The 24288-nt window shown below is 41.4% G+C and carries 24 protein-coding genes; 9 read left to right on the top strand and 15 right to left on the bottom strand.

All coding sequences use genetic code 11. The features are described 5' to 3' along the window. Window positions 1-3: 3 nt before the first annotated feature. The gene (gene mtaB, locus C5749_RS13965; RefSeq protein ID WP_105726763.1) at window positions 4-1326 is read right to left on the bottom strand and encodes a tRNA (N(6)-L-threonylcarbamoyladenosine(37)-C(2))-methylthiotransferase MtaB; all 1323 of its coding nucleotides are present in this window, start codon (window positions 1324-1326) and stop codon (window positions 4-6) included. Window positions 1327-1698: 372 nt separating this feature from the next. Between mtaB and C5749_RS13955 the strand changes: the two genes are divergently transcribed. Together C5749_RS13955 and C5749_RS13950 are read left to right on the top strand one after the other, a co-directional pair. Next, on the top strand, window positions 1699-2520 hold the full coding sequence (locus C5749_RS13955; RefSeq protein WP_105727059.1) for a thymidylate synthase: 822 nt from the start codon (window positions 1699-1701) through the stop codon (window positions 2518-2520). Between the two features lie 24 nt (window positions 2521-2544). Next, a complete protein-coding gene (locus C5749_RS13950; protein ID WP_105726761.1) occupies window positions 2545-3042 on the top strand; it encodes a dihydrofolate reductase in 498 nt (165 codons plus the stop codon). Here the strand turns inward: C5749_RS13950 and C5749_RS13945 are convergent. Beyond that, window positions 3011-4033 (bottom strand): D-alanine--D-alanine ligase, encoded by a 1023-nt coding sequence (locus C5749_RS13945; RefSeq protein ID WP_105726760.1) that lies wholly within the window; start codon window positions 4031-4033, stop codon window positions 3011-3013. The genes C5749_RS13950 and C5749_RS13945 overlap by 32 nt on opposite strands. A 105-nt stretch (window positions 4034-4138) precedes the next feature. Between C5749_RS13945 and C5749_RS13940 the strand changes: the two genes are divergently transcribed. The 4 genes from C5749_RS13940 (at window position 4139) to rpsA (ending at window position 8412) form a co-directional block, all read left to right on the top strand. Next, window positions 4139-4894 carry a PASTA domain-containing protein gene (locus C5749_RS13940; protein WP_105726759.1) on the top strand — a complete coding sequence of 252 codons (756 nt, stop codon included), beginning with the start codon at window positions 4139-4141 and terminating at the stop codon, window positions 4892-4894. 10 nt (window positions 4895-4904) lie between these two features. Continuing rightward, window positions 4905-5948, top strand: coding sequence for an endolytic transglycosylase MltG (mltG, locus tag C5749_RS13935; protein WP_105726758.1), 1044 nt, complete (start codon window positions 4905-4907; stop codon window positions 5946-5948). An 11-nt stretch (window positions 5949-5959) separates the two neighbouring features. Then, window positions 5960-6373, top strand: a complete 414-nt coding sequence (locus tag C5749_RS13930) for an acyl-CoA thioesterase (protein WP_105726757.1) — start codon at window positions 5960-5962, stop codon at window positions 6371-6373. A 104-nt stretch (window positions 6374-6477) separates the two neighbouring features. Further along, window positions 6478-8412 (top strand): 30S ribosomal protein S1, encoded by a 1935-nt coding sequence (gene rpsA, locus C5749_RS13925; RefSeq protein ID WP_105726756.1) that lies wholly within the window; start codon window positions 6478-6480, stop codon window positions 8410-8412. Between the two features lie 83 nt (window positions 8413-8495). Here rpsA and gyrB read toward each other — a convergent pair whose 3' ends face one another. Next, a complete protein-coding gene (gene gyrB, locus C5749_RS13920) occupies window positions 8496-10454 on the bottom strand; it encodes a DNA topoisomerase (ATP-hydrolyzing) subunit B (RefSeq protein ID WP_105726755.1) in 1959 nt (652 codons plus the stop codon). 223 nt (window positions 10455-10677) lie between these two features. Between gyrB and C5749_RS13915 the strand changes: the two genes are divergently transcribed. Together C5749_RS13915 and C5749_RS13910 are read left to right on the top strand one after the other, a co-directional pair. Next, window positions 10678-11301 carry an OmpH/Skp family outer membrane protein gene (locus tag C5749_RS13915; RefSeq protein ID WP_105726754.1) on the top strand — a complete coding sequence of 208 codons (624 nt, stop codon included), beginning with the start codon at window positions 10678-10680 and terminating at the stop codon, window positions 11299-11301. 76 nt (window positions 11302-11377) lie between these two features. After that, window positions 11378-12280, top strand: a complete 903-nt coding sequence (locus C5749_RS13910) for a CorA family divalent cation transporter (protein ID WP_105726753.1) — start codon at window positions 11378-11380, stop codon at window positions 12278-12280. Here C5749_RS13910 and tsaB read toward each other — a convergent pair whose 3' ends face one another. From tsaB to mscL, 5 genes are all read right to left on the bottom strand, one after another. Next, window positions 12281-12982 (bottom strand): tRNA (adenosine(37)-N6)-threonylcarbamoyltransferase complex dimerization subunit type 1 TsaB, encoded by a 702-nt coding sequence (gene tsaB / locus C5749_RS13905; RefSeq protein ID WP_105726752.1) that lies wholly within the window; start codon window positions 12980-12982, stop codon window positions 12281-12283. A gap of 6 nt (window positions 12983-12988) precedes the next feature. After that, window positions 12989-13243: a membrane protein insertion efficiency factor YidD gene (gene yidD, locus C5749_RS13900; RefSeq protein WP_105726751.1), complete on the bottom strand. Its 255-nt coding sequence runs from the start codon at window positions 13241-13243 to the stop codon at window positions 12989-12991. Beyond that, entirely contained in the window at window positions 13206-13613 is a 408-nt protein-coding gene (locus C5749_RS13895) for a ribonuclease P protein component (RefSeq protein WP_105726750.1), read from the bottom strand. The genes yidD and C5749_RS13895 overlap by 38 nt, the downstream gene beginning before the upstream one ends. Before the next feature lie 51 nt (window positions 13614-13664). Further along, window positions 13665-13823, bottom strand: coding sequence for a 50S ribosomal protein L34 (gene rpmH, locus C5749_RS13890; RefSeq protein ID WP_105716541.1), 159 nt, complete (start codon window positions 13821-13823; stop codon window positions 13665-13667). Between the two features lie 99 nt (window positions 13824-13922). Further along, a complete protein-coding gene (gene mscL, locus C5749_RS13885) occupies window positions 13923-14330 on the bottom strand; it encodes a large-conductance mechanosensitive channel protein MscL (RefSeq protein ID WP_105726749.1) in 408 nt (135 codons plus the stop codon). A 231-nt stretch (window positions 14331-14561) separates the two neighbouring features. Here mscL and C5749_RS13880 point away from each other — a divergent pair, with 231 nt between their 5' ends. Further along, window positions 14562-15206 carry a response regulator transcription factor gene (locus C5749_RS13880; protein WP_105726748.1) on the top strand — a complete coding sequence of 215 codons (645 nt, stop codon included), beginning with the start codon at window positions 14562-14564 and terminating at the stop codon, window positions 15204-15206. A gap of 40 nt (window positions 15207-15246) precedes the next feature. On the opposite strand, the gene C5749_RS13875 is transcribed toward C5749_RS13880, so the two are convergent. The 7 genes from C5749_RS13875 to C5749_RS13845 all read right to left on the bottom strand — a co-directional run bounded on the left by C5749_RS13875 (window position 15247) and on the right by C5749_RS13845 (window position 24275). Continuing rightward, the gene (locus tag C5749_RS13875) at window positions 15247-16389 is read right to left on the bottom strand and encodes a sugar phosphate isomerase/epimerase family protein (protein WP_105726747.1); all 1143 of its coding nucleotides are present in this window, start codon (window positions 16387-16389) and stop codon (window positions 15247-15249) included. A 91-nt stretch (window positions 16390-16480) separates the two neighbouring features. Then, on the bottom strand, window positions 16481-18175 hold the full coding sequence (gene ftsZ / locus C5749_RS13870; protein ID WP_105726746.1) for a cell division protein FtsZ: 1695 nt from the start codon (window positions 18173-18175) through the stop codon (window positions 16481-16483). 139 nt (window positions 18176-18314) lie between these two features. Then, a complete protein-coding gene (ftsA, locus tag C5749_RS13865) occupies window positions 18315-19676 on the bottom strand; it encodes a cell division protein FtsA (protein ID WP_105726745.1) in 1362 nt (453 codons plus the stop codon). A gap of 35 nt (window positions 19677-19711) precedes the next feature. Continuing rightward, window positions 19712-20539, bottom strand: a complete 828-nt coding sequence (locus tag C5749_RS13860) for a cell division protein FtsQ/DivIB (protein ID WP_105726744.1) — start codon at window positions 20537-20539, stop codon at window positions 19712-19714. Then, window positions 20532-21890 carry a UDP-N-acetylmuramate--L-alanine ligase gene (gene murC, locus C5749_RS13855; RefSeq protein ID WP_105726743.1) on the bottom strand — a complete coding sequence of 453 codons (1359 nt, stop codon included), beginning with the start codon at window positions 21888-21890 and terminating at the stop codon, window positions 20532-20534. Before murC ends, C5749_RS13860 begins: the two co-directional genes overlap by 8 nt. Further along, window positions 21891-22997 carry an undecaprenyldiphospho-muramoylpentapeptide beta-N-acetylglucosaminyltransferase gene (murG, locus tag C5749_RS13850; protein WP_105726742.1) on the bottom strand — a complete coding sequence of 369 codons (1107 nt, stop codon included), beginning with the start codon at window positions 22995-22997 and terminating at the stop codon, window positions 21891-21893. Between the two features lie 84 nt (window positions 22998-23081). Then, window positions 23082-24275: an FtsW/RodA/SpoVE family cell cycle protein gene (locus C5749_RS13845; protein WP_105727058.1), complete on the bottom strand. Its 1194-nt coding sequence runs from the start codon at window positions 24273-24275 to the stop codon at window positions 23082-23084. Between the last annotated feature and the right edge of the window lie 13 nt (window positions 24276-24288).

Raw genomic sequence — 24288 nt, 5'->3', positions numbered from 1 at the left:
ATCTTATGAATGCATTAATAGCTCAGGCAGCTCTTCTATCTCCACTTCGCATTGATCCGTGATAGCCGTGAATTTGACCGACACAATTTCGTTGACCAATAGCGGGTCATATAACGAGCGTACTTTCACATAGTTTTTAGAGAAGCCGTGCATATAACCATCTTTAACATCACTCTCGAATAGTACTTCTCCAATTTTACCTAGCTGTTTTTCATAAAACGCCCGTCGCTTTTTCTCTGAGAGGATATGTAACATTTTGCTTCTGTCACTTCGCTGCGCTCCGGGAACAGCACCTTCCATTTGTGCGGCAATTGTATTTTCTCTTTCTGAATAGGTAAAGACATGCAAATAAGAGATGTCCATCTCGTTCAAGAAATTATAGGTATCTAGAAAATCCTCCCGTGTCTCGCCTGGGAATCCCACAATAACATCGACACCTATACAACAGTCTGGCATCAACGATTTGATCTTCGCGACCCGCTCCGCATAAAGCTCACGTTTATAGCGTCGACGCATTTTTCCCAATACTTTATTACTACCCGATTGTAGCGGCATATGGAAATGAGGTACAAATCTTTTAGATTGTGCTACAAATTCTATGATTTCATTCGCTAACAGGTTCGGTTCAATAGACGAAATACGTATACGGTCTATGCCGGCGACCTTATCCAAGGCTTTCACTAAATCTAAGAAACGATCCTGTCGCTTCCCGTCACGTATGCCATAGTCGCCAATATTAACACCCGTCAGCACAATTTCTTTGACGCCCGAAGCTGCAATATCTTCGGCTTGTTGCACAATATCTTCAATCTTACCCGAACGACTCGCTCCACGTGCCAGCGGAATCGTACAGAATGTACAGGAGTAGTCACAGCCATCTTGTACTTTCAGAAAGGTTCGCGTGCGATCGCCTATGGAATAAGCAGAAACAAACTGATGCGTCTCGTCTATGGGAGCATTATGCACAACAGCTTTTTCTTGCTTTGTTAGGTCGTTAATATGTTCGATAATATTAAACTTTTCCGCAGCTCCCAATACCATATCCACGCCAGGGATTTCAGCTATCTCTCGCGGTTTCAACTGAGCATAGCATCCTACAATCGTTATATAGGCATTTGGAGAATGCTTCAAGGCTTCTTTCACGACCTTACGACACTTTTTATCCGCATGATCGGTTACCGAACAGGTATTGATAACATAGACATCTGCCTGGCTATTAAACGGAGTGGTTTCATAGCCTGCTTCTTTGAAAATCCGGCCGATAGACGATGTTTCTGAATAATTCAGTTTACATCCTAACGTATAAAAAGCTACTTTTTTGTTCATGACAATTTTGCAAAGTTACTAAAAAATATATTGTTCTTTTTTTAGAAAAAAGAACCAAAAAAGCGTCCCTTCAAATGTTTTACATATGGGATAGTGCTGAAGTAAGTTTGTGCAGTTGTAAAACATTTGGATGCGACTTTTTGTGTTAAAGAGGGATGGTGCAATGGCGTAGCCTAAAGCGACCTTGCGCTTTTCCACGGTCATCTTTGCGCAGACTATTCCGTTAAAACAGAATGTTGTCTGAGTCCAGCGAGTTCCATTCTGTTTCGGAATAGACAAGTAAAGATAGTGGAAACGTGCTCAGTCTTGATTTTTTTGCTTCGTTTTTTTATCAAGAAAAAAATGAAGAAAAACACCTATCTTCGTGGTCATATGAAACAATATCTGGATTTACTGAAGCATGTTTATGAAAATGGGGTCGATAAAACGGATCGTACGGGTACGGGAACACGCAGTGTATTTGGTTACCAGATGCGATTCAATCTAAAAGATGGATTTCCGCTGGTCACCACAAAAAAATTGCATCTTCGCTCTATCATACACGAATTGATCTGGTTCTTACAAGGCGATACAAATATCAAATATTTAAAAGAGAACGGAGTAAGTATTTGGGATGAATGGGCAGATGAAAATGGCAATTTAGGACCTGTCTATGGTTCGCAATGGCGCTCTTGGCCAACACCGGATGGTCGCCATATCGACCAGATAACACAGGTCATCGAACAACTAAAAAAATCACCTGACTCTCGTCGGATTATCGTGTCTGCGTGGAATGTTGCAGAAATAGGAAACATGGCGTTGCCACCCTGCCATGCTTTTTTCCAATTCTATGTTGCACCAGCTCAACCTGAAAAAGGCATACTGAAGCCACAGCTTTCGTGTCAACTTTACCAACGAAGTGCAGATATCTTCTTGGGTGTACCTTTCAATATTGCATCATACGCTTTATTGACCATGATGGTTGCCCAAGTATGTGACATGGAAGTTGGTGATTTCGTCCACACATTAGGAGACGCCCATATATACAGTAATCATTTCGAACAAACGGAGTTGCAGCTAAGCCGGGAACCGAAGCCGCTGCCTACCATGAAAATAAATCCGGATGTAAAAAATATTTTCGATTTTAAGTTTGAAGATTTTGAACTGCAAAATTACGCGTTTCATCCTCATATCAAAGCACCAGTAGCCGTATAGGGGCCGCGTGAAGAACCATAAGTGATGAATGATCTAAAAATAACACTAATTGTAGCTGCAGCAGAGAATAATGCCATTGGTAAAAACAATCAGATGTTGTGGCATCTCCCAGATGATTTTAAATATTTCAAACAGCATACGTTAGACCATTCTGTTGTCATGGGCCGAAAAACGTATGAATCCATAGGAAAGCCACTGCCACAACGACGTAACATTGTGCTGACGAAAGATTTAAATTGGTTGGCGGAAGATGTTGATGTGGCCAACTCACTTGCTGAGGTGCTCACGTACTGTCGCGACGAAAGAGAAATTTTTATCATCGGTGGTGCGAAGATTTATAAACAAGCACTTCCGCTCGCCCAAAAAGTATTATTAACGCGCGTACATACCACGTTAGATGGAGATGCCTTCTTCCCCGAACTTCCAACGGACGAATGGAAAAAGGTCAGTGAAGACAGACATGCACGGGATGAGCGCCATGCCTATGATTTTACCTTTGAGGCTTGGGAGCGGGCGATATAGCCGCTTCAATTAACTCCGCATAAAAATCGCCTTCTTTCATACCTAAAGCCCGGACTTGCTGTGGGATAAAACTTTGCGGCGTCTGCCCGGGGATAGTATTGATTTCGATAAAGTAAAACTTATCCGTATCCTTTTCAAAAAAGAAGTCGACACGCACCATACCCTTGCAATTTAAACGGACATAGATATCCTGGATAATCTGGGAAGCGCGCTCTTTCTGCTCCGCTGTTAAGTCAGCCGGTGTGATTTCTTCTGTTAATCCAGCCACATACTTTGCTTCAAAATCAAAAAACTCGCGTGTGGTGCGAACCTCCGTGGCAGGCAATACCACCAACTCCCCTTTTGCATTTCGAAAAATACCCTGCGAAAATTCACGTCCTGTCACAAATTCTTCGACAAGAACCTGACAACCTGTGTTTGCTGCGTCAAAAGCGCTATCCAATGCGGACTGTAACGCAGATGATTCCTTCACTTTCGACATGCCTATGCTGCTTCCACCTGCATTGGGCTTTACAAAATAAGGTAAGGTCAGGTTTTGCTGTACCATAGCGACAGCTTCCCTCCGATTTGTTTCAAATAATAAAACAGATTTTGCTACGTAGAGATTAACAATATCCGATATAACGGCTTTTGTATATCCTTTATTCATCGTCAGGGCTGAAGTCAATGCGTCACAGGAAGTATAGGGTAGACCAATCATATCCAGGTAGCCTTGCAAGCGACCGTCCTCCCCCGGCGCCCCATGTAAGATGATAAAGGCGACATCAAATGTTACGATATCTCCCTGGATATCCAATGAAAAATCCTCTCTATTTATGGGTATTTTGATACCCGTCTCTGTTACGTGAAACCAACGATCTAATGTGATTGTTATAGGGTATATATCGTATTTCTCCTTGTCAAGTTTCTCTTGTACAAATGCGGCACTCTTGAAAGAAACCTCCGCCTCTCCGGTATATCCGCCGGTAATTAAAGCCACTTTTGTTTTCATAAAAACAAATATAACTTGTGTTACGGGGAAAAAAGAATAATTTTGTCTATTATAGTGAAAGTTCAGTGCGTGGTAAAATGTACTTTAATTTTATAGGAACAATACATGTCGAAACTATTATTGTATCTGAGAACAGATACGTTTAGAAAAAATTTAATTGGTGCGTTGATAGCATTTGCTCTCCTATTTTTGGGTATTTATTTCGGACTCAAATGGTATACTAAACATGGCGTTTCAATTGAAGTGCCACAAGTCGAGGGCTTGCATATCGGAGATGCAACAAAGGCCTTGGACAAAGCAGATTTAGCCTATTCGATTGATTATGTTTATCAAATGGATGCAAAGCCTGGTCTGGTCATCGAGCAAGATCCTGATGCCAAATCACATGTAAAAACGGGAAGAACGATTTATTTGACAATTATCACCGAGACACCACCAGAGGTAGCCTTCCCCGACATTATAGACAAGACGTGGATTGAAGCATCAGCTATTTTGAGAAACCAATCGCTTAAAGTCGCCGACACCGTATATATTGCTGATATTGCACGGGATGTTGTCTTGGATGTCAAGTTTGGCGGTCAACCGTTGAAAGCCGGACGACTTATCCCAAAAGGCTCTCAGATAACGATTGTATTGGGTAACGGACAAGGGGCAGATGATATAGAAGTGCCTAACCTTATTGGTTTATCATTAAGTGAAGCACGATTTGCACTTTCGGGTGTAGGATTGAACTTAGGTAATATCACATATTCCGAAACAGTCACTGATTCGCTGTCTACAACAATCGTCTCCCAACAACCTGATAGTACCTCAGGATTTATAAGCTTAGGCAGTCCTGTGCACGTAACGTTAGCGAATTAAAGAAACAGCCATGACAGAAAAAAAAAGAGGTTTTCGAAAAGCTTTCAGCATTATATTCATTCTGTTATTAATTTTGGGTATTATAGCCGCGTGGATAGGCTACCAGGTTTTTATGGGGCCGAGTATTACAGACAAACAAGAATATCTGTACGTAAAGACAGGTGATACATTCGAAGATGTAGTACGTACGGTTTCAGAACAACAAATCGCCAAGAATCCGGCTTTTTTTCGTTTTGTGGCAGAGACAATGGAATATCCAGATAATGTGAAACCCGGACGGTATAAATTGACGAAGGGTATGTCTAACAGACACTTGATAGGAAATCTTAGAGGAGGTTACCAAGAGGCCGTCAAGTTTAGATTTGAAAACATCCGTCTTAAAGCGAATTTTGCTGCGCTGCTCGGAAAAAATTTCGAGGCGGACTCCACCGCGTTTATAGCGATCCTCGATAATGAAGAGGTCGCAACGTCATATGGGTTTACGGCAGCGAATTTCTTCACGATGTTTATACCGAACACGTATGAGATATATTGGAATACAGCTCCGAACAAAATCGTTGCTCGTTTTCATGACGAATACAATAAATTTTGGACTTCTGAACGCAAAGAAAAAGCAGCGGCGGTCCAGTTGACACCACAAGAAGTAAGCGTTCTCGCTTCTATCGTTAAGGGTGAAGCGTTACATACCGACGAGATGCCGGCTATCGCAGGACTTTATCTCAACCGTCTGAAAAAAGGAATGTTATTGCAAGCGGATCCTACGGTGATTTTTGCAAACAACGACTTTACTATCCGGCGCGTGCTCAATAGGCATCTCACCATTGACAATCCGTATAATACATATCGATATAAAGGATTGCCCCCCGGCCCCATTATGCTCCCCAGCATTGCATCCATCGATGCCGTTCTTAATTATAAGCAACATGATTACATTTATATGTGTGCCAAAGATGATTTTTCGGGCTACCATAATTTTGCAAGAACACAAGCAGAGCACTTGGTAAACGCGCGAAAGTTTCAACGTGCGTTGAATGAACGAAATATAATGAGATAAGGAAACAGCACATGTTTACACACGAAACTAAATTGCGCATACGCTATGCAGAGACCGACAAAATGGGCTATGTGTATTATGGAAATTATGCAGCATTTTATGAGGTAGCCCGTACAGAAATGTTACGCAGCACAGGCATTTCTTACAAAGAATTGGAGGCCTTGGGCGTTATGCTACCTGTTACAGATTTGGTATGCAAATACTATCAGCCCGCGCGATACGATGATTTGATAACCATCAAAACCTATATCAAAGAAAAACCGGTGGTGCGCATCCAGTTTGAGTATGAAATATACAACCAAAACGGTATATTGTTGAATACGGGTTATACCCAACTTGTCTTTGTCGATATGGAAAAGAATAAGCCGTGCCGTGCGCCTCAGATTTTCCAGAAAAAAATGGAACCGTATTTCCGCTCGGAATGAAGCACGTATTAAAATTCAATTTTTTAAATATAATCTATTGTAAATAAAAGTTTTTCGTATCTTTGCAGTCCCTGCAACGCAGGGAAAAGGAGAATTAATAATTAATGGCAAAAAAACAAGAAGCAGAAAAAGAGTTAGCGGCGAAAAACGCAGAGCTACAAGGTGCTGACACTAAAGTAGTGAAAGACACTGAACAAATCGAGTCTGAAGCAGATTCAAACTTAATCGACGACATCAAATCTACTGCATGGAGTACACCAGAAGGAGACTTCGACTGGGATTTAGATGAAAAAGCGTTCGGTAACTACAGTGACACAGAGCGTGCTAAATTAGAAGAGCAGTACGCTGGAACGTTCAATCAAATCAACCAAGGTGAAATTATTGAAGGTACTGTCGTATCGATCAATAACAAAGATGTTGTATTGAACGTAGGCTTCAAATCAGACGGTCTTGTAGCATCATCTGAGTTCCGCGACTTACCTGACTTAAAAGTTGGTGATAAAGTAGACGTATTTGTAGAATCGCAAGAGGACGCAAATGGTCAACTTGTATTATCACGCAAACGTGCTAAAACACAAAAATCGTGGGAGGCTATCAATGAGGCATTGGAAAACGATGCTATTATCGATGGTTTCGTTAAATCACGTACTAAAGGTGGTTTAATTGTAGACATTAAAGGTGTGGAAGCGTTCTTACCTGGTTCACAAATCGATATTAAACCTATTCGTGATTACGATATATACGTAGGTAAAACAATGGAATTCAAAGTGGTTAAAATCAACCATGAATTTAAAAACGTTGTTGTATCACACAAAGTATTGATCGAAGACGATTTAGAAAACCAAAAAACTGAAATCGTTGCTAAATTGGAAAAAGGACAAGTATTGGAAGGTACTGTTAAAAACATCACGGACTTCGGTGTATTTATCGACTTAGGTGGTGTTGACGGTTTGCTTCACATTACAGACATCTCTTGGGGCCGTATTGAGCATCCGAAAGAAGTATTGGCTTTAGACCAAACTATCAACGTAGTTGTGTTAGACTTTGACGACGAGAAAAAACGTATCGCTTTAGGTCTTAAACAATTATCGGAGCACCCTTGGGAATCTTTAGATAAAGAATTAGCTATAGGCTCTAAAGTAAAAGGAAAAATCGTTACTGTAGCAGATTACGGTGCATTCCTTGAAATTATTCCTGGTGTAGAAGGCTTAATTCACGTATCGGAAATGTCTTGGTCTCAAAACCTACGCTCTCCACAAGAATTCTTGAAAGTAGGAGACGAAATTGAAGCTGAGATCTTAACATTAGATCGTGAAGAGCGTAAAATGAGCCTAGGTATCAAGCAATTGACACCTGACCCATGGAAAGATATCACAGAGCGTTATCCAATCGGTTCGAAACAATCTGCTGTTGTTAAAAACATGACGAACTTCGGCGTTTTTGTAGAGTTGGAAGACGGTATTGACGGATTGATCCATATCTCTGATCTTTCTTGGTCTAAGAAAATCAACCACCCTAACGAGTTCACCAAAGTAGGTGAAACACTAGAGGTTGTTGTCTTGGAACTTGACGAAGAAAACCGTAAACTTTCACTAGGTCACAAACAATTGGAAGAAAACCCTTGGGATACTTTTGAAACTATCTTTACAGAGGGTTCTGTCCACGAAGGTACTGTAATCAAAGTGGGTGACAAAGGTGATATCGTTGCATTACAATATGGTGTTGAAGGCTTCTGCCCTAACAAACACTCTGTTAAAGAAGACGGTAACCCATTGAAAGTTGACGAAGTTGCTGAGTTCAAAATCATCGAATTCAACAAAGAGAACAAGCGTTTGGTTATTTCTCACTCACGTATCTGGGAGGATAAAAAATCAGAAGCACGTATCGAAGAATTCAACAATCGTAAAAAAGAAGCAAAAGCCGCTAATTCAGCTGTGAAAAAAGTAAAAGACTCTGTTGAGAAATCTACTTTAGGTGATTTAGGCGTTCTTGCTCAATTGAAAGAACAAATGGAAGGCGACGAAAAGAAATCTAAATAATTTAGATTTCTCCATATTGCAAAGCCCCGATTGGATTTCCAATCGGGGCTTTTTTATGGGACTTGTTAAGTTTATGACAACATTTATACATCGATCTTCGCATATTTGGCGTTCTTTTCAATAAACTCTCTACGTGGGGCGACCTCATCTCCCATTAACATAGAAAATATCCGATCACATTCTGCAGCGTTTTCGATAGTAACCTGACGTAACGTGCGATGCTCGGGATCCATTGTAGTCAGCCACAGCTGTTCCGCATTCATCTCTCCGAGACCTTTATACCGTTGTACACTCACAGACTCTTCCTTTCCAGCACCTTTCAAACGTTGAATGGCTGCAAGACGTTGATCTTCGCTCCAAGCATACTCCGATTCTTTACCTTTTTTTACTTGGTAAAGTGGTGGCGTTGCAATATATACGTAACCTTTCTCTATCAGTTCTTTCATATATCGAAAATAGAAAGTCAATATTAACGTAGCAATGTGCGAACCATCCACATCAGCATCCGTCATGATAATGATTTTATGATAGCGTAATTTTTCCAGGTTAAGCGCTTTAGAATCTTCTGCTGTTCCTACACTTACGCCCAACGCCGTAAACATATTTTTTATCTCTTCGTTTTCATAAATCTTATGCTCCATGGCTTTTTCCACGTTTAGGATCTTACCTCTCAATGGCATTATGGCTTGAAAACGACGATTACGTCCTTGCTTGGCTGTTCCACCTGCAGAGTCTCCCTCAACGAAGAAAATCTCACATTTCGTTGGATCGTTATCCGAACAGTCGGCCAATTTTCCCGGAAGTCCCGAACCTCCCATAACTGTTTTACGCTGCACGAGTTCGCGCGCTTTACGTGCTGCAGCACGAGCTTGGGCAGCGATGATAACTTTCTGCACAATAGTTTTGGCTTCTCTCGGATTTTCTTCCAAATAAACCCCTAGAATCTCGCCTACAGCCACATCTACGGCACCCATCACCTCGTTATTTCCCAATTTTGTTTTCGTTTGCCCTTCAAACTGCGGTTCTGCCACTTTAACAGACACTACAGCTGTTAGGCCTTCGCGAAAGTCATCACCCGTGATGTCAACTTTGAGATTTTTCAGCAAACCTGATTTATCAGCATATGCCTTTAACGTACGCGTCAGTCCTCGACGGAAACCTGCCACGTGTGTACCACCTTCGATGGTGTTGATGTTATTGACGTAGGAATGGACATTCTCCGCGTACGTATCGTTATATTGCAAGGACAGCTCAACGGGTATACCTTGCTTTATGCCCTCTACGTATATCGGCTCCGGAATAAGCGGTTGCCGCGTGCCGTCTAGAAACTTTACAAATTCCCGCAAACCGCCTTCAGAATAAAATTCATCTGACTTAAGCGTGCCATCCTCATTAATCTCCCGCTCGTCAGTCAATGCTAAGCGCACGCCTTTATTTAGAAACGCCAACTCGCGCAAACGATTTGCCAGCGTATCATAATTATACGTGGTTGTCATGGTAAAGATTTCGGGATCCGGACGGAAAGTAACTATCGTTCCTGTGATATCACTTTCACCAATTTCCTTAACATCATACTGTGGTTTACCCTTTTCATATTCCTGCTGGAAAATTTTTCCATCACGATGTACGACAGCAGATAAATGGGTAGATAATGCGTTCACACAAGAAACCCCCACACCATGCAAACCACCGGATACTTTATACGTATCTTTATCGAATTTACCTCCAGCGTGGAGCACGGTCATGACCAATTCCAAGGCGGATTTATTCTCCTTCTTGTTAATACCCGTCGGGATGCCGCGCCCATTATCTTTAACAGAAATAGAATTATCGCTGTGAATAATGACGTTGATATCCGAACAATACCCTGCTACGGCTTCATCGATAGAGTTATCAACTACCTCGTAAACTAAATGGTGTAAACCCTTAATACCCGTATCACCAATGTACATGGAAGGTCTCTTACGTACTGCTTCCAAACCTTCTAACACCTGTATGTTATCGGCGGAGTACGTTGACCGATTCTTATTTTCTTCGCTCATGAAATTAAATTAAAATGAGTATCGTTTAACATTCAAAAATACGATTTTTTTCCCTAAAAATCAAGAGATAGTATAGGTAATAACACTTAGGACACCAACCCTTTTACCCGCTAGATTACACGGGTATCATCGGTTTTTTTGACACAATTTTTGGATGAAACGACAAAGAACTTCTAAAAGTTGATTTTTTATCTTAGGTTTGTTTTCTGAAAACTATATTAGAATGAATAAACTATTTAAAACTGTATCACAGACATCTTTAGGGCTAATTGCGGTCCTTGCCGTTGCCTCATGTAACCAAAACGCCAACACAGGGGCGACCAATACAACGAATGATTCAGCTGCAGCTGTAGTAAACGCGAACAACGAAGAGAAAATCGTTTATATAAACTCTGACACCTTATCGGAAAAATACGAATATTATAAAGACGTTAGAACGAAACTAGAGGCGAAAGTAAAGAAAGCACAAAGTGACTTACAAAGCAAAGGACAAGCATTCCAACGTGAGGTAGCCGAATATCAGCAAAAGGCGGCCAGCATGAGTGCTTCTGAGCGCCAAGCTACTGAAGAGCGACTTGCTCGAAAACAAGATGAACTTGGCCGTTTAGATCAAAATGCATCGGCATCTATCGCGCAGGATGAATCAACCGAATTCACGAATGTATATAATACGATTACTGAATATTTGAAAAAACACGCGGAAGAGAAAGGTTATGAACTGGTATTGACATACTCTGTCTCCAATCCTACCGTATTATATGCCGAAAAGAAAATGGATATTACGGCGGAAGTAGTAGAGGCGCTGAATAAGGAATACAAAGACAAAAAAGCGAAAGAAAAGAAATAAGAAAAATCCAAATAAATAAGGCTGTTCCGAGAATAGCCTTATTTGTTTTGTGATTGATGATTATATTATATCACACATGGTCCGCACCATCCTAGATTCCAGCAATGCTTCCTTTGACTGGATTGATATATCTGAGCCTACACTTGAAGACTTCGAAACGCTTCGTATCAAATACCAGCTACATGAAGCATCCATCAAAGATTGCCTACAAGTCGGACAACTACCCAAGATAGAAGAGTTCGAAAATTATCATTTCCTCATTATTCGCTCCATACCTTCCCGGTTTGACAACTTCTCCGATACCTTAACTGAAATTACCGAACGCATATCCATATTTTTCAGCGATAAATTTGTAATTACCGTTCATCGCGGAAATATTGGATATCTGGAAAAACTGGTTGACAATTTCCCATTTAGTAAACTCAACTCCAGCAAGCTTTTTATCAATCACCTTACCTCCGAAGCGCTGAAGACCTTTGAAAACCTAGTGATCAACAAACTGAATACCCAACTGGACAGTTATGAAGAAATGGTGTTTTTAAACCGACGGAAAAAAGACTTCTTACGTCAGCTTTATTATATTAAGCGTCAAATCGACCTGATTCGGATTATATTAACGCTTTACAAGGATATCGTAGATTTTTTTCATTTATCGGCATTCAAAAACATATATACGCAAGACTTAAAAGACATTTATGCCCGTTCGTCTACTTTGTATCGCAATATTTCGGAAAATACAGCACAGCTTCTCTCCGTTTATTTCAATATAGAATCCAACCATACCAATGATATCATGCGCACGCTGACCATCATATCGGTATTTTTTATGCCGCTGACGTTTATTGTAGGGGTGTACGGAATGAACTTTAAAAATATGCCTGAACTAGAATGGTATTACGGCTACCCGGCAATTATGATAGCGATGGCCGTTCTCGCTGTACTCATTTATTACTGGTTCAAAAAGCGCCGGTGGCTATAATTATCGTTTTTTAGGCGTAGTAGCGATAAAATCCTTAAGATAATAAGGTTCAAAATAAACCACATCCTCAAAAAAAGAATCTTGAAATTTCTGGAAAGCTAGTTTGTCAAAAAACGATGCTGAGTTACGGAATCCTGTCTTCACCTGCACCTTATCATTTTCATCGAAAAGTCCTTCAAATTTATCTGCTCCGCTTCCGAAGAGTATATATTCCTTTCCTCCGTCGTCGTCGGTAAAAGCATGTTTATCTATAATACGCGCCACCGTTTGCTCCACGCATTGCAACTGTACATTGTATTTAGCCATATAAACCTCCATCCGCCGAGCATCAATCATGGGTACGTATAGACGAGCTTCGTCAGCTGCTATCTTTTGGGATACAAATCCTTGAACCATTGCTTCCAAGGTATTGACAGCAATTAACGGAATGTCTAACCCATAACATAAGCCTTTGGCTGTCGAAACGCCAATACGAAGGCCCGTATAAGAGCCAGGTCCCATACTAATTGCTACAGCATCCAAACTATCACGTGTAACGGCAGCGGCATCCAGAACCTCCTCAATGAAGGGCGTTAAATGACTCGCATGCAAATTAGGAGCATCTGCTTCTATTTTAGCTATCGTTTCACCATTTTTTCCTATAGCGACCGAGCATACCGGTGTCGCCGTTTCTATTTGTAAGATATACGTATTGTCAATCATAAAATATTATGGAACAGGGTCATGTCCGTGCCCTCCCCAGGGATGGCATCTCAAAATTCGTCGAATCGCCATGTATCCACCTTTGAAAGGTCCATATTTCATAATAGCTTCCTTACTGTATTGAGAACAAGTAGGCGTGTATCGACAGTTGGCACCCAGCAATGGCGAAATAAACAGCTGATAAAAACGAATAATAAGCACAAAAAGCCATTTTAATGGTCTCTTAATCAATCTCTCCCATAAAATTTTGAGTATGCTCATCTTTCAGTTTGGTTAATACTTTTCCCATACGTTGATAGAACATTGTATAGGGCTCCTTTTCCTTTCCCACATATTGGAATGCCAAACGCAAATGTAAGGAATGTTCTTGAAGAAAATTATACAAATCTGATTTTTGTAATCGATACGCTTCACGTATACGACGTTTTATAGCATTTCGATCTACCGCTTTCCGAAAGCGGCGTTTGGAAACGGAAATTATACACTGAACAGGGACAGCGTTATGCATCAGTGGAACGTACTGAAACACTATTCGGTAAGGGTAAACAACAAAAGAAGAACCATTACGGAAAAGACTTTCGATAAGTCTTTTGCTACATAATCGTTCTTCCTTCGTAAATGTATAGCTCATTGTGACTATTTGCCGAAACACAAGCCCGCAGGAGTCACCGGCCAGTATTTATTATCCTTTGTGACGGTATTCGTCTGATACGGAAAGACGTCTTCTTCCTTTAGCTCTACGAGCAGCTAATACTCTTCTACCGTTAGCTGTACTCATACGCTCACGGAAACCGTGCTTATTTCTTCTTTTTCTTAACGAAGGCTGAAATGTTCTTTTCATGACGCTATTATGCTTGTTTTTATATCTTAATCAATCGTCCCTAATGCAAGGAAGTGCAAAAGTACTGTTATTTTAGAAAAGAAGCAAATTTTACTAAAACTATTTGCTGCGCAATGCATCGCGAATTTCGGTTAATAGCACTTCTTCTTTCGACGGTCCTGCAGGCGCCGCTGGTGCTTCTTCTTTTTTCCGCTTAAGCGAATTCATACCCTTGATCACCATAAAAATACACAAGGCAACAATGATGAATTGAATAATCACGTTGATAAAATTACCATAGTTGATAGAAACCTCGGTCACCCCCGCAGCTTCGTTCGCTTCTGTCATAATATACCTCATCTCCGTAAAATCTATCCCGCCGGTAATATAACCTATTGGAGGCATAATAATATCATCGACCAACGAAGTGACAATCTTACCAAATGCACCCCCAATTACCACACCAATTGCTAAATCAACGACGCTTCCGCGCATCGCAAACTCTTTAAATTCCTTTAAAAACCCCATAATGTTATTTTTTAAAACAATTATACACAAAAATGACAATTAAACATATATTTATTCACGAATTTATCGGTCTCCAGCGACTGTTTAAATTTCAGAAAATGAACTACCTGTAATAATTGTCTCTTAGGTATTGCATTTTTGTTTATTTTTAAAGGCATGCTCGAGCTCATTTAACATGAAGTTCGTGAATGCAAAGCATTTTATTTAGGTTTGTTACATAAGTGACCAAAGATGAAAAAAGTATTAATAGCAGACGACCATAGCATTGTAAGATTGGGGGCGTCGATGATTATTAAGGAATGTATTGCCGATGCCGGCATTCAACAGGCGCAGACCTACGACGAGGTCTACGACCAATTACGCAACGAATCCTTCGACTTACTCTTGTTGGACATCAACATGCCTGGAGGCAATAACATTAAAGTCATCAAGGAATTGTTGGATATCCAACCCGGAGTGAAAATATTGGTTTTTTCTTCCTATGAGGAAAGTATATACGCTTTACGATACATCAACGCGGGAGCCTGTGGCTACCTTAATAAGACAACCGCTATGTCCGAGCTCAAAAATGCCATCGAGAGTATTATGACACGTGGAAAATATATGTCGGATGCCGTTAAAGAACTTTATATACAAAAGCTCACCACAAGTAAGTCCTCTTTTGATAAGAGCAATCCCTTATATAAATTGTCAAACCGCGAAATGGATGTAGCTAAACATCTTACCAAAGGACTCGGTATTTTGGAGATGGCCAAATTGATGGAATTAAGTTCTTCTACCGTGAGCACCTATAAGGGTCGTGTTTTTGAAAAATTAAATGTAGGCAACGTTCCCGAGCTCATTGAGTTATTCAAGCTACACAGTGAGAGCAAATAACAAACAGGTGAGGAGGCTCTTTTTGATAGCCCCCTCATTTTTATTTTAGTTGATCAATGGTCACCACTGGAATATCCTTTGCAGACGGTTCTTCCAGATAGCTTCTACGTTTATACATATATCCCTTTTCACTATCCAGCTCCCATAATAGCGGCGACAGGAAGCGAATACAATTAGCAAAGCCTTGATTGGTGGCTGCAATATTCCCGGTATCTTTTGAATTTCTAGCTTCGTTTTCAATTTCGAAAGGCCCATCAAAACCACGTCTGTGTAACACGGAAACAAAATCATTCCAATCCATATGATCTGTCCCTCCAAATCCCGGAAGCATCGCTTCATAGTGATGTCTATCCCAATCGTGTTGTGGAATGGCAATTCCCGCTTGTTCCGCCAACGAAATATCCACTTGTTGCATGGGATACATCCCTCCCCACTCTACACGGGCTTTAGTCTTCAAGTTACGGGTGGTTTTTACGTGAATACGCTTTAATCGGTCGATATCCATTTGTTCCATCACATCAACAGGATTCACATTTTGCCATATGTCATGAGAAGGGTCATATATTTCTCCGTGCGCCTTGCTTGGAATTAATGTATACATTAATTTTCTTGCAGCTAATACAGCGGGCAAGTTATTATAGGTAGAGGTATAGCGCGCGGAACGCCAGCCCTCCATCGGACAGTTTTCGTATACAATCGTGACACCGAGGTCTTCCGCGTATTTCACGATAGGTTCAAATATACGCTTATACTCTTCTAAATTTTTCTGAAACCCATCGATTTCATTTCCGAGATCATGGTTATACCCTACAAATGTCCCTACCTTTACATCATTTTTATCTCCTCCTAGTAGATAAGCTATCCGGATAAGGCGTAAAAGATGGTTTTGATTTTTGATACGTTGTTCGAGGTCACCACCAATCATATTTTCAAATGCTCCCAAAGATAAACTCAGTTCCGCTGCATTAAACTTCTCAATAAGACGCTTGCCATCTGCCGTCGAAAAGTCTTCGTATTCTATATGAGTAGCGGTGTGGTCTTCGCGCGTTCCGTCTTTTCTAAATACACACAAATCGATTCCCTGCGCCCCTACCTCTTTAGAAGTGGCTATTAGTTCGTCCAAAGACAATTTATCATACGCGGAGCTCATTACCCAAATAGGGTTATTCAGTTTAGCCAACATATAAATCTAAATTTTATTTTAGTTTAGGTAAAAATAAACAAAAAAAGACAGTATTCCTACTGTCTTCCAAAGCGTATTTTGATTTAACCGATTAATCAACGTTGTCGTGGAGGAACGAGTTGTTCGGCCGAATTTCGGTATCTCCATCATCAAAAGACAAAGTGAACCTCGACACTTGTGATTGTGATGAGTGCGGCACATCTTCCAGCGATTTTTGTCTACGTTTATAGGCTGGCTCGTTTTCCAACTCCTGTAAACCATTACTGGATTTTAACTTCATACTCAACTCTTTCAAACGCAATATACGTTCTTTCGTCTTCATGAGTTGGTCTTCAAAGTCGAGCTCCTTTTCCGACGCCGGTTCTACTTGCGCTGCCGGTTCTTCCGTTGCTAAACCCGCTACGTTGCTCGTATCTTCTACATCTTTCGGTTCATCATATGTATCAAATACCGATGGCAATTTAAATTCAAACACAGAAGGTGACGTTTTCAATTCAAAGCCTGATTCTTGTGTTTCCTCTTGCTCTGGTTCTTCCAAATTCAGCGTATGACGGATAACTTCTGGCTCTTCTTTCTTTGCTACTGCTGCATGAATTGGTTTAGGCGAAGTGAACAAGTCTCCTTGAGGGGTCGACGGACTTCCTATGGAAGGTGTTTCCGCCGTCGTATCCTGTATCGGTTTAATGTATGTCTGTTGTGTAGAAGCAGATTCTTCTTTTTTTATGAATTGATTCTGAACTACTGGCTTTACAAATTGTTTTGCCGGTTCTGGACTTAAGGGTAAGGCAACTTTTTCCTTTTCTTTTTCTTTGACACGCTCTTCTGCTGTCTGGAAACCGGTGGCAATGATGGTCACCGACAACTCATCTTCAAAGCTCTCATCAATACAATTACCCCATATAAGGTCCGCAGAAAGCCCCGCCTGCTCTTGGATGTAATCTGTCACGATAGCAACCTCATCCATGGTTACCTCTTTTTTACCGGAAGTGATATTGAGTAGAATATAGCGTGCACCTTCAATCTCATTATCTTTCAACAATGGAGATGCCAATGCACCGGTTACCGCCTCCAGTGCGCGGTTTTCACCAGTAGAAACGGCGTTACCCATAATAGCTACCCCGCTGTCATTCATGACGGTACGTACATCTTTAAAATCCACGTTGACATAACCCGGAATGGTAATGATTTCCGCGATACCTTTGGCAGCCGTAGTCAAGATATCATCAGCTTTGGCAAAAGCAGCCGTCATCGTTAAATTACCGAATATTTCACGCAAACGGTCGTTGGAAATTACTAAATAGGAATCCACGTATTTACGTAATTCCGACAAGCCTTCTTCCGCCTGTGAACGCCGTCGTTTACCTTCGAATGTAAAAGGAGTAGTTACAATAGCTACCGTTAGGATACCAAGCTCTTTTGCAGCTTTTGCCAATACAGGGCTTGCCCCGGTACCGGTACCACCTCCCATACCCGCAGTAATAAAAAGCATCTTGGTGTTGGTACCCAACATACGTTTGATGTCCTCAATACTTTCAATAGCTGAATTTTCACCAACATCAGGATCTGCACCGGCGCCCATTCCTTCTGTTAAACTCGCTCCCAATTGTACCTTATTCGGAATAGGACTTAACTCTAACGCCTGCGCATCCGTATTGCAAACAATAAAGTCAACACCGCTAATCCCTTGCTTGTACATGTGGTTTACGGCATTGCCACCTCCACCACCCACACCAATAACTTTAATTATTGATGATTGTTCCTTTAACATTTCAAATTGTATCGACATAAAAATACCCTATTTAACTCTTGCTAAACCAATTATAAATCCCCGATAGGTTCAACAATTCAAATGTAATAATACCAAAATCTTCACAACAGTTTTCCACATTTGTGAATTTGTGGAAAAAAGACACGTTGTGGAAAACTTACTTCCTTCCTATAAAAGTGTCATCGTCAATCCCTGCATCATCTTTGATAAAATCTGAAAGAAGTTTGGAGAACCAACTTTCCTTTTTGTTCTTTTCCTCCGCAATTTCCTTCACTTTTCCCATCTTCTTAGATGTCTCGACCTCTTGCTCAGTGGCTTCTGCTTCTTCTACAGCTTGCACACCTTTAATTAAAAGCCCGATAGAGGTTGCATACATTGGACTCTTCAACTCTTCCAACGCCTGTTTATGCAGCATTTCTGTTTTCGCCAAATATTCGTTTGGATAACCGATTCGACAACCAATTCCGGTAATGTACTCTACTAATTGCACCAAATGTTTCAATTGGGCACCACCACCCGTAATAACAATTCCCGCAATCAACTTGTCTTCATAGCCAGATGACTTAATCTCATAGTAAACGTGTTCGATGATTTCCTCCATCCGAGCCTGGATAATATAAGCTAAGTTCTTTACCGAAATTTCTTTAGGTTCACGTCCCCGGATGCCCGGTACACAGATCACCTCATTGTCCTTATTTTCGTCCGCCAAAGCAGAACCATAGCGAACTTTCAACTGTTCTGCTTGATTACGCAATACCGAGCAACCCTGTTTAATGTCTTCTGTCACGATATTGCCGCCTAACGGGATAACCGCTGTATGACGGATAATACCTTCGTGAAAGATAGCCACATCTGTTGTACCACCACCGATATCGACCAACACTACTCCAGCAGTTTTTTCTTCATCATCCAACACAGCTTCGGATGACGCTAACGGTTCCAACACAAGAGAAGAGATTTCCAAATCCGAATTATCTACACAACGCTTGATATTATTGATATCTGTTACGCGTCCCGAAATAATATGAAAATTAGCTTCTACCCGACGTCCCGCCATACCAATAGGTTCTTTGATACCTGGTTCGTTGTCGATGGTAAACTCCTGCGGCAATACATGAATAATTTCCTCGCCGGGAGGAAGCACCAGCTTGTACATATCGGATATTAATTGCTCCACATCGATACGTGTCACCTCATCATAATCACGTTTGGTCAGGATACCGCGATGTTGAATACTTTTGATATGCTGACCCGCAATCCCTACATTAACCACCTTGATATCTACGTTAGATTGGGACTCAGCTATGGAGACTGCATCTCGGATACTACTTACCGTCCTTTGTATGTTAGCGACCACGCCACGGTTCACACCGGAAGATTCGGCTTTCCCTACACCCAAAAGCTCAATCTTGTTGGCTCCGCTACGACGACCGACCGTGACACAAATCTTCGTTGTTCCGATATCTAACCCTACGATGATCGGACTATCCTTTTCGTTTTCTGCTAATCTTGGTTTCATATGCTGTGTATTTGTTGCTGTATATTCAATATTAATTATTTCATTTTTAGTTTTATTTGTAAACTATCGAGGATCCAACCATCTCGTCGTTCACAAATAATCTGTCCGTCATACTTCACGTTTACCTTTTCGTAAGCATCCGCACCGACCTTTGGCAGAATATTTTTATAGAAAATCTCCAAACGCGCTAATTTTTCCGCTAATTTATCTGCACTGCCAATAATTAGTGGTTGAGTCCCCACCCGTGGAATGATCTCGATGTCCTGCTTATCGTCCACATAAAGCTGAACAATCTGATTGCTCCACAACGGATCATCCTTCACGTGTTCCACAATAGCAACCAAGTCGGTCACCAGTTGGGTCTGAATAGTATCCAATGGCTTTTCATACCCTTCTCGTATATTCCCGTTTGCTACTAAAACATGGGGAACGTATTTTAATGTCACGGGCACCTTAGCCCCTTTTGTATCAATGTAGTATTCTTTACCTACCTTATTCACAATACGCAAAACGACCTCTCGTTGTTGTACTATGACCTGCAATATTCCGTCCATATCGGTATAAATCTCTGCACTGGACACGTAGGGAAGCTCCATTAACGCCTTTTCGATTTGATCGATCGGAATTTCATTCAACGGCTTTCCAACTATATTTCCGAATTTCGTATTTACTAAATCAGAAATGTCGTGCTGATCGATAAAGGTTTCTTTTCCTTCCACCACTACTTTCATAGAGGCACAAATTTGCGCCGTATCCTTCTTCTTGACTAAGCCCATCAACATACCTATCCCTACCAAGGCAATAAGCCCTAAACAGACATAACCAAGTTGTCTCCATGGTATGTTACGAACGGCATTAAGCATTTTCCAATAGCTTTTTTAATGGTTTAACCAATTTATCAACATCACCCGCTCCTACCGTCACGACCAGCTCTGGACGATTTCGCTCTACTACCTCCAAGACACCTGCTGGCGACACAAGCTGTTTACGATCTATATTAATCTTATCCAACAACCAGGCTGAAGTTATACCTTCAATAGGCAATTCTCTTGCCGGATAAATATCCATCAACAACAGTTCGTCTGCTAATCCCAGTACCTCCGCAAAACCATCCACGAAATCCCGCGTCCTGCTATATAAGTGCGGCTGGAAAACTACGGTCAATTTCTTTGTGGGATAAAGTTTTCTCATCGATGTAAGAAACGCGCGTAATTCTTCTGGGTGATGGGCATAATCGTCTATATACACGTGTGCCGCCGTTTTAACGATATATTCAAACCGTCTCTTCGCGCCCCTAAACGAAGCCAAAGCCGATTTAATTTTATCGGGCGTAATCCGAAGCTGTAAAGCTACGGTAATCGCGGCCACCGCGTTTTCTACATTATGTAGCCCTGGAATCCCTAAGGGGATGTTTAACATTTCCGTTTGTTCGGAGACGTAATCAAAATAAAACACACCATCGTCCACGCGAACGCCACGCGCATAAGCATCGCACTCATCCTCGTTTGCGTAGATTATGTTTCCGCTAAAAGGCAAACCTTTCTTCACAATGGATACACCGTCTTGGACTACGCGCTTTAAAAACAGCTCGAAAGATTCGATAAGGTGTCGTTCATCACCATATATATCCAAATGATCGGGATCGGCGGAGGTAACTACAGCAATATTCGGATGCAACGTAAGAAACGAACGATCGTATTCGTCGGCCTCGACCACGACCACATTATTTTCACCATATAACACATTGCTATTATAATTGGAACTGATTCCGCCCAAAAACGCGGAGCAATCATAACCCGAATCCTTTAATATATGTGCAATCATCGTCGACGTGGTCGTTTTGCCGTGCGTTCCCCCCACTGCAATCGTAAATCGGCTCGCGCTAATCATTCCTAAAACCTCCGAACGCTTGTACAAACTAATTCCTCTATCTAAAAAATAGACCTTCAGTTTAAGATCTTTCGGAACCGCTGGTGTATAAATCAGTAACGTGTGCTCCGATGGTCGTTTATATTCATCTGGCAGTAGTTCGGTATCATCCTGATAGATTACCTGAATACCCTCATGCACCAAAGCACGCGTTAGCTCGGTCTCTGTTTTATCGTAACCTTGCACATCACAACCTAAGTGTTTGAAGTAACGGGCTAATCCGCTCATACCAATCCCCCCTATTCCGAGCAGGTAAACACGTTTTATATGGTCAAGGTTCTTCATTTATTTAATCATTTTTAATACTTCTCTTGCTATCGCCTCATCCGCATCTGGCTTAGCCATCTTCTTAATTTCTGTACTTAAAGATGCACATTTAGCTTCATCAGCAAGTAACGCCAACGCCACGTGCATCATGGTATGCTTAGCATCGGCTTCAGAAATCATCACAGCCGCCTTATTAGCAACCAAGGCCTTTGCATTTTTCGTTTGATGATCCTCCGCAACATTGGGCGAAGGCACCAATATCACGGGCTTGCCCACGACACAAAGTTCTGATATCGTTCCCGCACCCGCTCTCGAAATAATTAGGTCTGCCGCCGCGTAAGCTAAATCCATGCGTTCTAGAAATGGCTTCACCTTTACGTTACCAGGGATCAAACTGTCCATTTTCAGCATACGCTCCATGTCCTCGTAATAGGTTTTCCCTGTCTGCCAAATGAACTGTACATCATCTTTTTCACCTAGTTCATGTATCACATCCAACACATAACCATTCATTTGCTTTGCACCCAAACTGCCACCTATAATCAATATCGTTTTCTTATGCGGTTGCAGGCCAAAAACCTGCAAAGCAAAATCACGCTTACCTGTTATCGCAACCGAATCGCGACGTATGGGATTACCCGTCAATATGACTTTTTCCGCCGGAAAGAATGCACCCATTCCCTCATAGGCGACGCATATTTTTTGCGCTTTCTTCCCCAGAAGCTTATTCGTTATACCAGCATAGGAATTCTGCTCTTGAATCAACGTAGGCATTCCTATATTGTTGGCTGCCATCAGTAAAGGTCCTGACGCAAACCCACCAACGCCTATTGCCGCATCTGCCTCAAATTCCTTTATCATTTTCCGCGCCTTTATCAAGCTATTTATCAACTTGAAAGGCAGCACCAAGTTTTTCAATACTGAACTTCTATCAATGCCTTGTATATCCAGTCCTACAATTTTGTAGCCCGCTTCGGGCACACGGTTCATCTCCATACGCCCATTTGCCCCCACAAACAAGATTTCGATATCCGGTTCAATACGACGTAATGCATCCGCTATCGCAATAGCTGGAAAGACATGCCCTCCTGTACCCCCTCCGCTTATGATTACTTTGTGTCCCATTTTTTCTTATTTAGTTGTCAGTAATTAGTCGTCAGTTGCCAGTCTACTATTCACTGCCCACTTATAATTCATCACTTATAACTCCTATATCGTTCCAACAACCACGCGTTGTTTTTTCGGAATTTCGTTCAGCTCTTCTTTTCCTTTTAATTCTTCTATACTCCTGCTAACACTTAAAATAATACCCAGTGCCACACTGGTAAACAAAATCGACGTCCCTCCCATACTGACTAGTGGTAACGGCACGCCTGTCACCGGCCCTAAACCAACTGCAACAGCCATATTCGCCAATGCCTGTATGGTTAGGCTAAATCCCAAGCCTGCCGCTAGGAAGGCTCCAAACGCACGCGGGCTCAGCGTCACGATGCGTATACAGCGATACATTAACGCAACGTATAGAAAAAGCAGGATAGCGCCCCCGATAGTTCCATACTCCTCTACAATAACCGCAAAAATGAAATCAGAATAGGGATGTGGTAATAAATTCCTACCTACGCTATTCCCCGCACCTTTACCAAATAGCTCTCCCGAAGCGATAGACATTTTGGCCAGATTTGCTTGGTAATTTTTATCTTCTTGAAAGGAGACATTACGCTGTACTGTTTGTTCGGTTTTAAAGAAGCTTTGAAAACGGCTGATATAAGTATCGCGTCGGGGCCCAATCAATATCACTAGCAACAACAGGAATGCTCCACCGACACAAACAATGCCAATTTGCTTAAAGCTCACACGGCCGATCAAAAGTAGCAATACACTTGTACCAAATAACATTAAGGCGGTGGACAAGTTTGCCCAAGCAATCAGGACAAAAACTAGACATACCGTCCCCATTATCGGGATGAATGACTTCTTAAGATCTTTGATTTCATGTGCTTTACGCGACAGCATACGGGCTAGAAACGTAATCAATGCTAATTTCGCCAAATCCGATGTTTGAAACGTTTGATTGATGACTGGAATCGTTACCCAACGGCTAGCGTCGTTGACCTTGTTACCGCCAATCAACGTGAAGAGCAATAGCGGTATGGTAATGATCATCAACAATTTCGAAATACCTGCATAATAACGGTAATCTAATTTATGTGATAAATACATCAGCAACAAACCTACAGCAATAATGGAGAAGTGTTTGAACAGATACAGTTCCGTACCTTTACCTTCTTTATAGGCAAGTGTACCTACCGAACTGTAAACCGCCAACAGAGACCACCCGGATAGGACAATCACAATAATCCATATCCATTTGTCACCTTTTAATTTACTGAAAATCTGATCCATCATCATCTATCAC

The organism is Sphingobacterium gobiense (genome assembly GCF_002980575.1).
Taxonomy (GTDB): Bacteria; Bacteroidota; Bacteroidia; order Sphingobacteriales; family Sphingobacteriaceae; genus Sphingobacterium; species Sphingobacterium gobiense.
Note: the sequence above shows the minus strand (reverse complement) of the source record. Positions and strands in the feature narration are given on the sequence as shown.